The sequence below is a fragment of the Lysobacter sp. CA196 genome (genome assembly GCF_052078695.1).
GTDB lineage: Bacteria > Pseudomonadota > Gammaproteobacteria > Xanthomonadales > Xanthomonadaceae > Lysobacter.
In genome coordinates, this window is record NZ_JBQJIN010000044.1 from 20,415 (window position 1) to 32,214 (window position 11,800).

The window sequence follows — 11,800 nt, forward strand, 5'->3', positions numbered from 1 at the left end:
GCAGGTGCTTGGCCGCGGACACGCTCATCCCGCCGAACTTGCTCAGCCACTGCGCTTCTGAGCCCCTTACGAGTTAAGGAGCACGCTTTCCTTTTCGAGGATCAACGGGATCGGAGCTCTATGAGGCAACTTGTCACCAACTCCAGGGCGTGGCCGAGCTCCAGGATCGCCTCCTGCGTCAGCCGATGGAGCGCCCGCTCGCCCTCCTCGCCGCCGAACGCGGCACGCTCCAACCGCCCCAACCGCTCTCCCGCGGGCCGCTGCCCCATTTGTAGGCAGGCCGACTTCATCCGATGCGCCAACTCGCCAATCGCGCGGCGGTCGTTGCGCTGCGCTGCGTCCCGCAGCGCCTGCAAGTCCGCGTCGGTGGTTTGGACGTACAATTCAAGCAGGCGCCGCAAGGTCGACTCGTTGCCGCCGAGCTGCTTCAGTAGTCCCGACAACTCGGCAGGGACGCCGTGAGCCGGTTCAACGGCCTCGGCCTGCTCCCCGCTGCGGGCCGGCGGCAGCAGCTCGTACAGTTTCGCCTTCAGGTCGTCGATCAGCAGGGGTTTGATCAACAGCCCGTCCATGCCGAGCGCCATGCACCGCTCCCGATCGGCGGCGAGGACGCTGGCGGTAAACAGTAGGATCTTGAGCCGCGGGCCGCCTCGTTCAGCCTCGCCGGCGCGGATCCGTTCGGCCAAACGGTAACCGTCCAGGCGCGGCATCTGCCCGTCGGTGATGAGCACGGCATAGCGGCCCGGATGGCGCTGTAGCCTCGACCAGGCCTCTTCTCCGTCCTCCGCCATCTCGCAGCGGAAGCCGAGCAACTGAAGCTGCCTGGATGCGACCTCCCGGTTGGTCGGGTTGTCTTCGGCCAGCAGGACGAGCGGCCGTTGGGCGGCGCCGGTATCCACCGGGGTCGGCGCCGGCTCCTGCTCTTCCGGCGCTCGTCGCAGGGCTACCTCGATGCCGCGCAGCAGGCCCGCCATGGTGAGGGGGCAGCCATCGATCCAGGTCAGCGCTTCCGGCGCGAGTTCGCCGCCGGCGCCTCTGCGCACGGCCACGACCGGGACCGCGCCGGCAGCGCCGTCGCAGCCGATTAACTCAGCGCGAACCCGCTGCGGCTCCCGCTTGTCAATCAACACCACATCGATCGGCGCCGCGTCGGCCGACGCGGCGTAGGTGTGTCGCAGCCGAACCAGCGCGTATTCGGTATCCTGCGCGAATTCGACTTGCGCGCCCAGCTGACGCAGCGGCTCGTAAATGAACCGCCGGCAGTCCGTGTCCGGCGCGATAGCCAGGACCCGGATCCCGCTCAACGACTTCGGCCCGGCTTCGTCCGCGACAGTAGCCGCGGCAGCCGCGGCTGAGATAACCAAGCTGAAGCGCGTGCCACGGCCTACGAGGCTCTCGCAAGTGATATGCCCGCCCATGGCTTCGACGAGGCTCTTGACTATGCTCAGCCCCAATCCGGTGCCGCCGTAGCGATGCGTCGTCCCGGCGATCTGCTGGAACGGCCGGAACAGACTCTTCACGCCTTCCTCGTCCATGCCTATGCCGGTGTCGGCCACCACGAACCGCAACCTGTCGGGCGCATCCATCGTCACGTCGATTTCGACCCCACCGCGCTCGGTGAACTTCACCGCGTTTGCAACCAGGTTGGCGAGTATCTGGTGCAAACGGGTAGCATCGCCGACGACCAGTTCCGGCACGTCGGCTGCGATGCAGAGGTCGATGTCGATACCTTGTTTGTAGGCTTGGGAACTGAACGCGCCGGCGACGATCTCGACCAGCGTTCGCACCGGCACGTCGACCTGCTGCAGGTCCAGCTTGCATGCATCGATCTTGGCCAGGTCCAGCACGTCGTTGACCAACGACAGCAGGACAGACGTGGATTCTTTGCAGGTCTGCAGCATCTTGCGCTGTTCCGGATTCATCGACGTCCGTTCGAGCAGATCGACCATGCCGACCACGCCGTTCAAAGGCGTGCGGATTTCATGACTTATGACCGCGAGGAACTCGCCGCGCTGGCGCAGCTCCCGATAGCTGTGTTCCTGCGACATGTCATGGACCATGCCGGTGAAGATCTCGCTCACGCCACTCATCTGCTCCATCAGTTGGCCGCGCAACCGAACCCAGATCCACTGGCTGTCGGTCCCGCGCAACCGGTACTCGAGATCGAGATCCTTCGCATCCTGCCGCTGCAGGGCTTCGAAGGACCGCTTGAGCGCGCCCCGATCGTCGGGGTGCACCAGGAGGATGTAGTTCGTGATGTCGATCACCTCCGACTCGCCATCGCCCGCGTATCGGACGCCTCCGCGCTCGAAATCGATCTCCACCATCACGCCACCGGAGGCCGACATCGCCAGCCGCAGGCGCTGGTCGCGTTCGCGCAAGGTGCTCAAGTACTCGCGCCGCCGGCGGCGGCTGGCGAGCTGGGACAGGATCAGCCAGCCCGCCAACGAGACGGCCGCCGCTGCGTATCCCAGCTTCGCCCACCACGTGCGCCACAGCGGAGGGTCGATCTCGACCGGCAGCACGAGATCCCGGGCTTGGAGGCCCTGGCCGTCGAACTCTCTGATCTGCAGTTCGTACTTTCCCGGCGCGAGATGGTGATAGGCGATCGACAGGTCGGGTGGCATGTCCCGCCATTGTTCCTGGAGACCGACCAGCCGGTAGGACAGCGAATACGAGGCGCCGAAACTGGCGATCCGGAAGGCGATGCGTCCGTCACTGAACGACGCTTTGATCCCAGGCAGGTTGCGGCCGAGATAGTTGACGTAGGTTGCGTCGCCGATCTCGTAGCTGCTGATCGAAACCAGGCCGGGATCGGAATGGCTCAGCCTGCCGGTATCCAACCGCCACAATCCTTTCGAAGTGCCGAAGTAGAGGCCGCCGTCACGACTGCGCACCGCCCCCCCCTTCCTGATGGTGTCGTCGGGAATTCCGTCGACCGCGGTGTAGGCGTTGAAGCTGTCGGCTCTGGGTAGCCAACGGGCGATGCCGCGGTCCGTGCCGACCCAGAGCACGCCGGCCGCGTCGTTCAGCACCGTTTCGACAGTCTGGTCGGGAAGCCCCTCGGCGACGCCGTAGCGACGGAAGTCGATCCGGCCATCCTGGCCGACCACCGCCCGGTTCAAGCCGGCACGGGTTCCGATCCAGAGCACGCCGCCGGCATCGACGTACAAGTCCAGGATGTGGTCGTCGGACAAGCTGTACGGGTCGTCCGGGCGATGGCGGAAGCGGGTGGCCTTGCCCGAGCCGGGCCAGTAACGCAGCAAGCCGTGCTCGGATCCCAGCCAAAGCGACCCGTCCCGCCCCGCGGCGATGCTGGTCAGCACCCCTTCCGCGCCAACACCGATGCGACGCAGACGCTTGTGCCCGGGGGGCAACAGCGCCAAGCCGTTGGAGTGCGTAATTACCCACAGGCCATGCCTCTCGTCCCTCAGCGCGGCGGTCGTATAGACCGCCGGCCGGTCCTCGAACGGAATCCGCTCGGCCTGCCCGCTGCGGTGCCAGTGCACCAGCCCCATGCCCCCGGCGACCCAAAGACCGCCCTCGCCGTCGTCGACGATGTCGCTGATGGTCGTGGCGATGCCCGGATAGCTCGCATCCAGCGCTTGGCGCAAACCGGACGGAATCGCGTTCCAGCGCCAACTTGCTGGATCGAACTCGTGCAGTTCTTCATCGCAAAACGATACGTACAACTTGCCGGCGGCGCTTTCGTGGAGCGCGCAGACAGCGGCAGTATTCTTTCCGGGCGAGCCAATCCGCTTGATGCCGTTGTCCGCCAACCGCAGCCGGTTAACCCCGCCGCGGGTCCCTATCCACAGCGTATTGGTGTCGTCCACCGCGAGCGACCAGACCCGGTCATTGGCCAGGCTTTGCGGGTCCGTAGCGTAGTGGCGATAGATCGAGAGTTCGCCGCGCCTCGGGTCGAGCCGGTACAAGCCGCCTTTGGCGTCGATGTCGCTCGCCAACCAGAGCACGCCGCTCCGATCAACCACCATCGTGGTCGCCCGCAACATTGGCACGGGCGTGGCAACCCGGCGCAGCGAGCCGCTGTCGGCCTGCCAGCGCCACAACTGGGTCCCAGCGACTAACCACAACCCGTGAGCGTCGGCCGCCATGCCGCTAATCGCCTGGCGATCCGGAATCGCTGCGACTGCCTCGACAGAAACGGTACGCCCGGCGTCGAAGCGAATCAATTTGAGCTCGGCGCCGATCGCGGCGAACAGGACCCGCCGGTTTCGATCGAATTCGAAGCTGGTCAGGTCCTCAGCGAGGGCCGAAGGTTCCATTACCACAGACGCGGTTCGCTGCGAGCTCACGATCCGCAGCAGGCCCAGGTCGGTATTCAGCCACAAGTCGTCGCCGCTGTCGCTGCCCATCCAATCAATGGAGGCTGGCGATCTGCCGTCCGCGGTCCGTATCGGGGTCCGCTCCAACCGCCCCGTCGCCCGGTCCATGCGCTGAACCACACCGTCCTGGTTTCCGATCCAGAGCGCGCCGGACGTGTCGGCTAGCAGCAACGAGATCCGGCTGGCCAACGAATCACGCGCGCTAGGATCGCGATCCAAGGTATAGAAACTCCGGCCGTCGAATCGATGCAGGCCGTTGTTGCCGCCGACCCAAACGAAGCCGTGCCGGTCAACCAGGACTTTCAAGGCCCGATCGCTGGCCAGGCCTTTGTGGCGATCGAACAGCTCGAACACGCCCTCCCCGCCACTCTGGCTCAAGTCGATGGCCGGCAGCGGCTGCGTGCTTCCGACCGATGCGCACACAGCCTCGCTCCAGCCCAGCACAAGGAGGACCAGGGTGAGTACAGGGGCGACTATCCGCAGCATGGCCACGCTATCTGATTCACCGTGGTTCGATCATTGAGCCCAAACCGCATATGTATTCCCTAACATAAGCCAACCTCGATCCCTCCACCATGGGGGATCGCCCGACGGATCGCGCCCCCCAAGGGACGTCCGAATCGCCCGCCGTTTACCCGGACCGGCACCATTAGTGGTAGCGCCGGATGAGCCTCCAAACCCAGCGGCGACCCATAAAAATAGGGGCTGTCCTAGATAAGCGTTATAGACCGACCCAAGCTTGAAGGGTAGAGAGCTGTTCTCTTGGCGTTCCGTAGTTGAATCGGAACTCGCATTCCTTCAGGAACAAGAAGAAATTCTTACGCGGTATGCCGTTGTACTTGCGCAGTACACGCTTGGACTGGTTCCAGAAATTCTCGATTCCGTTGATGTGGTTGCCCCGTCGACCCACGAAGGTCTTGGTGTGATTCACTCGGTGATGCTTGAAGCCCGACACATCTAGGATGTTGTAGCTGGCCAAGTTGTCGGTATACACCACAGAATCTGCTTTTACCCTTGTTTTCAAGGCTGTCAGCAGTGTCTTGCTGCTGGCATCAGCCACCGGTAATGCATACACCCGGCCGCCGCGCTTCAAGATGCCGAACACGCATACCTTGCCAGCCGCACCACGCCCTCGCTTGCCTTTGCGTACGCCGCCAAAGTAGCTCTCATCGCATTCGAATATGGCCAGCTCGGGTTCGATCTCGGCCATTCTTGTGGCCAAGCATTGACGCAGCTTGTGGTAGTACAGCGCAGCGGAATTGCGATGGATTCCGATCAGATCGGCAGCGGTTCGGGCGGTGACTTGGGCAACGAACAGCTCCAACAGCTTGTTCTGCTGAATTTTGCTTATCCGACAACGAGTTATGGCCATTTGCCATCCTAGATGAAGTGCTTATCTAAGACAGCCCCTAAAAATATCCCTGGCCCTGCTGACATCCGAGCGCTTCCACCAGCTCGGCCTCAGTCTGGGTTTCCACGCCCTCCGCTACCACAACCTGCCCTAGCCTCAGCCCCAACTCCACCACCAGCAACTCGTAGGCTTGCGTGCTGTCGGATGCGGCGGCGACGAAACTCAGGTCGATCTTCAGTTCGTTGCTCGGCAGCTTCATCAGGACCTGCATCGCCGCCGCGCCGACACCGCAATCGTCGATGGCGATCCTGAAGCCGCGCAGCCGTACCTGGATCAGCGACTCCAGCACCTTGGCCGGCTCGCGCATCAGATGGGTTTCGGTGACCTCCACGATGTAGCGATCGAAGCGATCGCACCCCGCGGCAACGACATCCGCCATCCGATCAACGACCGCCGTGTTGTTCAAACTCCTCATCGACATATTGAACGAAATCCCGACATTCAGGTTTCGCGCCGTCGACGATCTAGGAGGCGGGACGCACCACAATTCGGGATCGCGCCATCTCAACACCGCTTCGATCCCGGCCAACGTTCTGTCAGGCAGGTGCACCTTAGGCTGAAACGCTAATTGCAGAGCCTCTCCGCACAGTTCCTGCCGGATCCGGCCGGGATCGAACGGCAACCGGGAAGGGCGCTGCGAGTCCGAACCGGTTTTCGCCCAGTGCCTGCGAAGGGCGTGCAGTAGCCCCTCCGACTCGATGGGTTTGTGCAGGGTACTGAGCAAGGTCAGCCCTCTGGCTACAGCGAACTGGCGGCTCGGGTCGATCACTCGCGGATCCTCGCCGCTGATCAGAATCACCGACGGACGAACGGCGAACTCCGCGTCCCGGTCGAACGACCAGACTCCGTCAGTACCCGGCATGTTCAAGTCGCAGATCGGCACGTCGATGCTGCATCCAGCGGTAATCGGTCGTAATCCCTTTACTCATGTCGGTAGCACCTCAAGCTTGGGCGGTGGCAGAACCGGCGCCTCCCAGGCATCCTGCTGTCACAAGTTGAACTCAAGGCCGGAACGGACTTCGGCGGAGGAGTATCCATCGCCCCATTCCCGCCGGCGGCAACCCGCGGGCGCTCCGCCCAGGCCTTGCTCCAAGTTCAAAAAATCCCTCCTCACCCGCCAATCCATGTATTACTGGATGAGGAGGGCTAACAAAATCGCTCAAACGCCAAGCCGTAATCCGCGGCCGATTACGCGCCGATCTTTACGATCGACGAGACCGAATACACGCCGTCCTGGCTGATTGCGAACAACATGTAATAGCCCGGAGGAGCGATGTTTCCGTTTCCAGGAGCGGTCAGCTCATAGGCGCCATTCGCACCCGCTGCAAAGCCGAGCTCAAGCAGACGCTGATCGGTATTGATAGAGTGCGTGGTCGCGGACATGCGGACCATGGTGAACCGCTTGATCTGGCTGTTCTGAACGGACGCGGTAACGGTAAATCGCTGACCGAACCCAATCTCCTTCGGCGCGGCAGCAATGACCGGACGCGGCTTGCCCTTGAGCAGAGCAGGGGGCGTGAAGATCTCGGCCGCGCTCTCGTTCACCGTGCAGGTTCCGCACTGACCGCCGCCGCCGATCCACACGCGACCGTCGGGAAGCAGGGCCGCCACCGAGTGGTAAATGCGGGGTCTCGCGGCCGGTGCGAGCGTGGTCCACCTGTTCGTCGCAGGGTCGTACATTTCCGGGGCGACGATGGCGCCGGTGTTGTTGAACAGGAAGGATTTAGGAGACCCGCCCGTCATGAATACCTGCCCATCCGGCATGGTGACCGCGTTGGCCTGGTAGCGGGGATAGTGCATGTCCGCAGCCCGTTGCGCCTGCCCCGTGTTCAGATCGATGATGAAGCTCTTCTTCCGCGCCGGGACTTGTTGCATCAGCGTGTCGTTATCCGGATTTTCGTCGCCGAAGGCAGTGGCGCCGCCTGCCATCAGGATCTTATCGCGTGAGAACTGCGCCGAAGGCGCGCCCTGAGCGTTGGTGTCGATGGTTTGGGCAGTGTCGCCGGGGCGATAGGATGCAACGGTGGTGGTGCCGTTGCCATCGATGGTGTGCCATCGCATCGTCGGGCTGAGACCGAATTCCAGAATCCGCCCGTCCGGCGCCAAAGCCAAGCGGCGATAGTACTGCGCTCGAGCCTGGCCGTAATCGCCGCTTCCGGCGGGGCTAGGATTAGGTTCGCCCGTGCCGGTCAACAGCGTCCACCGCGTATTGGTATCCTGATTAGGAAGCCAGTACTCGCCGATCTTTTCCATATTGGCATGGATCGGATTGCCATCGCCATCGCCGCCGATGGTGAATATCTCACCGCCGCCCAACACGACACCGGAGTTGTACCAACGCGGAATCGTCAGCGAAGACTCCTGCTTCCAGTTGCTGGTCTGGTAGTTATAGCTGAACACCCGATCGCGGTTCGCTTGCTTGCCGCCGCCGCCAACGATCATCACCCGGCCGTCGGCGCCCATCACCAGCGCGGGACAGAACGCTTCGAGGCCGAAATCCACGTGCATCGGATGGGTCGACAGGTTGCTCTTCGGATCGAAGTACCCGTAGTAGGTGCCAGTGCCAGTGCCATGGAACGAGTGAGTTCCGGTACCAGACCAATACATCACCCCACCAGTGGGAAGCACTGCGACCGACGAGGCCACCATGTGCAGATCGATCGGAGCGGACCATTTACCGGAGTACGCGGCGTCATTAGCACCAGCGACAAACTTGGTGAACCCAAACTTCTCGTTGGCGCCGCCCCGGCAGTCGTATTGGGTCAGGCTCGCACCTGCGTCCTTGGAGTCGCCGGCCACCACCAAGCACTTGTTGCTGTGCGCTGCCTTGAGGAAGTAGGTGCCGACGGTAGGGCGCTCAACATTCCACTTCTGAGCCAGGGCAGGTACAGCGCCGCAACTCGCCTTGGTGATCGGAGCGTAGTTATCGGTTCGACCCGCGCTGACGCCTAGACACTGATACATGTCAAGATCTTGGCGGAAGCTGTAGGTACCGTCCGCGTTTTCTGACAACTGGAATCGCTGCGAAGCAACGCCAGTGCAGTAACTCTGGACAGCTCGCCCCTGTTCGTTTACATCGATACAAAGGTCCGAACTCTTGGTCACAGCCTCGACTTTCCAGCCGTTCAGGCCATCTTCCGCCAGTACATTGGCCGCAATACTAGTTGTCGGAAGCCCCATAAACGAGAAAGCTATCGCGCAAGCCAAGACAGAACGTCTGCCAACTTCATTTACTACTTTCATCTTCTAACCTCATAGATACAACACCGCGTTCCCTCTAGAACTCCGCTGCGGTGCTTACTCGGAATTCGGGCATTTCAGATATTTTGTTCGTCGGCCACACTCGACCGGCCAGGCACTTAACGAAGTGCCCGTTACGAATCTCAAATTCTTGTTAGGCGATCATTGAAAGGTCGACGTTTCGACTGTCTTGGTATAACACCCCGCACCCACTAGAACTCCGTCGCGGTGCTCGCACGAAATTTGGGTATTTCAAATATTTTGTTTGCCGGTCACGCCCAGCCGGCCAGACACTCAACGAAGTGCCCGTTACGAATTTCAAATTTTTGTTAGGCGATCATTGAAAGGTCGACGTTTCGACCGTCTTGGTATAACACCGCGCCCCCTCTAGAACTCCGCCGTGGTGCTCGCACGGAATTTGGGTATTTCAAATATTTTTTTGTCGGCCACTCCCAGCCGGCCAGGCACTCAACGAAGTGCCCGTTACGAATCTCAAAATTTGTTAGGCGATCATTGAAAGCATGTTTTGATCGCCGCCGGACACACTTCGGCGCCCCGTCCCACTAACGTCGCCGCTTCACGGTACTTCGAGATCCTGCCCCATAGCCCCAGCTTTGAACAGCGAGAAAATTTGAATATTATCGATAACATTCAAATGTTATCGGTCAAGCAATTGCATCGATATAGGGAAATGTCTTAGCACAGAATTAGTGCCCGTTTCTTGTTCGCCCGAGGCAATTCTTGGGGCCGCTATGGCTGTAGGCCATCCTCCACGGGCACCGGCTAGCCATGCGTACTGCCGCCATAGGCTGTGCTGAACGCGCGCTCGGCAGGCAGGGCAGCTTGATCGATAGTAGCCACCCACACCGCTACGCAACTCATTGGCCAGCAAAGTGTGCGCGACAACGGAGATCGGGGACGAGAGAATGAACGTAACGGGCAAGCTGGCCCCCGTTCGTCGGCACTCACTACTCGGATCTGGCTCGCAACGTGCGTTACATCCGGCGATGGAGCACTCGATTGCTTGGCGGCCAGCATGCTGTTCGTCGCTTCGGCAACCCATGCTCAAGTGCAGCGCACCACAATACTGGCATCGAACAACCCGACGTGGGCACCGGCTGCTTCGGTCTATTGCTGACATGGCCGTCGCACCTCCGAGCCTGTGCCTCCGAGTCGGCGACAGCGTGCTTTCGCTGACCCAGCCGCATCATGCGTAGACGGTCACAAGCCACTGTCCGCTGCCAAGCTCAAGGATCTTGGCGACCTAGTACGTGCCGAGGCGCAGAAACCAGATCTCGTCGTCCGGGCTTGGGTCGCCCGGCTTCCAATGGTGGATCCTCCGAGGGCGCCATCGGCCCCATTGAAACTGTGATGGAGGTCGTGTCACGACCATAAGCGGATTCTGCCCCGACCGATCTCAACGGCTGCGACCGGCCATCGGGCGCCCCGAAGCCGTCATTCGGCTTGGTCCCCAGTCAGGCCAGCTCTCGACGACAGCTAAGGGCGAGCAGCGCCAGGTTGAGGCCGGCGTTTTAATGACTGCCCACACTGAGCGCGTTCATGTGGCCAGTCTGCTTGCGAGTTGGGCCCCGGCCCAGCCACAGCGTCGCGATCGGTCTCGCTCAATATTCGCTTTAACGCCGCTGTCTGCGCCGGCGCTTGCTAGGAAACCGACCGGTCAATGTCCGGCCCAACTTGGCCCGCCCGGCCACCCGAGGGGTCGTCCGCCCCATACGCACCCAGGTGACACAACGCAGGGGACGCGGCTGCGTGAGGCCACTTGACCGGAAGCGCATGCCGACGAAAGCCGGTCCGGCCTCGCAGAAAGCAACCGGGGAAAGGAAGGGCCAAAGGGGGAAATTAAGGGATCAAGAGAGTAGGCCCCCAGTTGCCGTGGGCGCGCCAAACTCCCAGCCTCAACCTTTTCTACGCCTCGTCGCAGCGACGAAAAAGGCCTTATTTCCGAGGCTTTTGGCGTTTTCCATTGGTCGGCGAGTTATCCACAGGCAGGCGGTTTGGCGATTTTTTCGCCTCTCTCCGGGCCTCTACTCCAAGCCTGTGGTCGGCCGACCATTGCTCGCCCTTGAAAATCAGTCACTTACAAGCGGCGGTTTTTCGATCCTTTGAGGCCGAGGCACCATCAAACCACTTGATCCGACCATTGGCGTCGCCCGGGGAACGCGAAGCACTCCTCAAACGTTCGGAAGCGTCAGTCAGGTCGGAACCGAAAATTCTGATTCAGTTGACTGCAGTAGCAACTTCACATGAGGTGTCCGCAGAGCCCCTTTGACCGCGACATGGTGGCAGCCAAGCGTTCGGTCGATTCTGGTTCTAATCATGATCGCTGCCGGCAGTGCGCTGCGTCGCGATCATTTGGTTTGATAACCACAGGGTCGAAGTTCTGTCGTCTCACGGGGCACTGGGTTTGCTGCAAACTTGTCAACCGCGCTTCTTTGCCATCAACATGTCCGCCAGGACTCGAACCTGGAACGACAGGGCGACGGCCATCAACACCTTCAAGGAATGATTAGGTGCTTAACGCTTTCCATCACTCTGTGTCCTTGCGGCTTAATTGTGCCCTCGGTCTCGCGTGGCCAGTAACGATGTATGCGCTGTTCCTCGCGATTGCCTGGTTTCCGACTGATCCGAATTCGGCTGCTGGTGACCTATCGTGGGTCTGTCGACCCACCATAAATCAGTGCCACACAAAACTAGAGGTCGCCGGGTCGTTTTGGATCCGAAACTCGTTGGGCGTTAAACCGCCCAGGCTGTCGTGGGGTATCTCGGCGTTGTAGTCACAAAG

At 61.4% G+C, this 11,800-nt stretch carries 4 protein-coding genes; all 4 read right to left on the reverse strand.

Features of this window, described 5'->3' with window-relative positions; all coding sequences use genetic code 11:
* Nucleotides 1-101 precede the first annotated feature (101 nt).
* The 4 genes from ACTOWK_RS22790 to ACTOWK_RS22805 all read right to left on the reverse strand — a co-directional run bounded on the left by ACTOWK_RS22790 (nucleotide 102) and on the right by ACTOWK_RS22805 (nucleotide 9,000).
* Nucleotides 102-4,832 carry an ATP-binding protein gene (locus ACTOWK_RS22790; protein ID WP_441332368.1) on the reverse strand — a complete coding sequence of 1,577 codons (4,731 nt, stop codon included), beginning with the start codon at nucleotides 4,830-4,832 and terminating at the stop codon, nucleotides 102-104.
* A 235-nt stretch (nucleotides 4,833-5,067) separates the two neighbouring features.
* Nucleotides 5,068-5,718: an IS1595 family transposase gene (locus ACTOWK_RS22795; protein ID WP_441332366.1), complete on the reverse strand. Its 651-nt coding sequence runs from the start codon at nucleotides 5,716-5,718 to the stop codon at nucleotides 5,068-5,070.
* A gap of 37 nt (nucleotides 5,719-5,755) precedes the next feature.
* Nucleotides 5,756-6,619, reverse strand: coding sequence for an EAL domain-containing response regulator (locus ACTOWK_RS22800; RefSeq protein WP_441332369.1), 864 nt, complete (start codon nucleotides 6,617-6,619; stop codon nucleotides 5,756-5,758).
* Nucleotides 6,620-6,945: 326 nt separating this feature from the next.
* Nucleotides 6,946-9,000, reverse strand: coding sequence for a galactose oxidase-like domain-containing protein (locus ACTOWK_RS22805; RefSeq protein WP_441332367.1), 2,055 nt, complete (start codon nucleotides 8,998-9,000; stop codon nucleotides 6,946-6,948).
* Nucleotides 9,001-11,800 lie beyond the last annotated feature (2,800 nt).

What these genes read in the sequence shown, in the direction of transcription:
- ACTOWK_RS22800 (WP_441332369.1), bottom strand. Translation starts at nt 6,619, where the DNA reads ATGCCGGGTACTGACGGAGTCTGGTCGTTCGACCGGGACGCGGAGTTC.
- ACTOWK_RS22795 (WP_441332366.1), bottom strand. Translation starts at nt 5,718, where the DNA reads ATGGCCATAACTCGTTGTCGGATAAGCAAAATTCAGCAGAACAAGCTG.
- ACTOWK_RS22805 (WP_441332367.1), bottom strand. Translation starts at nt 9,000, where the DNA reads ATGAAAGTAGTAAATGAAGTTGGCAGACGTTCTGTCTTGGCTTGCGCG.
- ACTOWK_RS22790 (WP_441332368.1), bottom strand. Translation starts at nt 4,832, where the DNA reads ATGCTGCGGATAGTCGCCCCTGTACTCACCCTGGTCCTCCTTGTGCTG.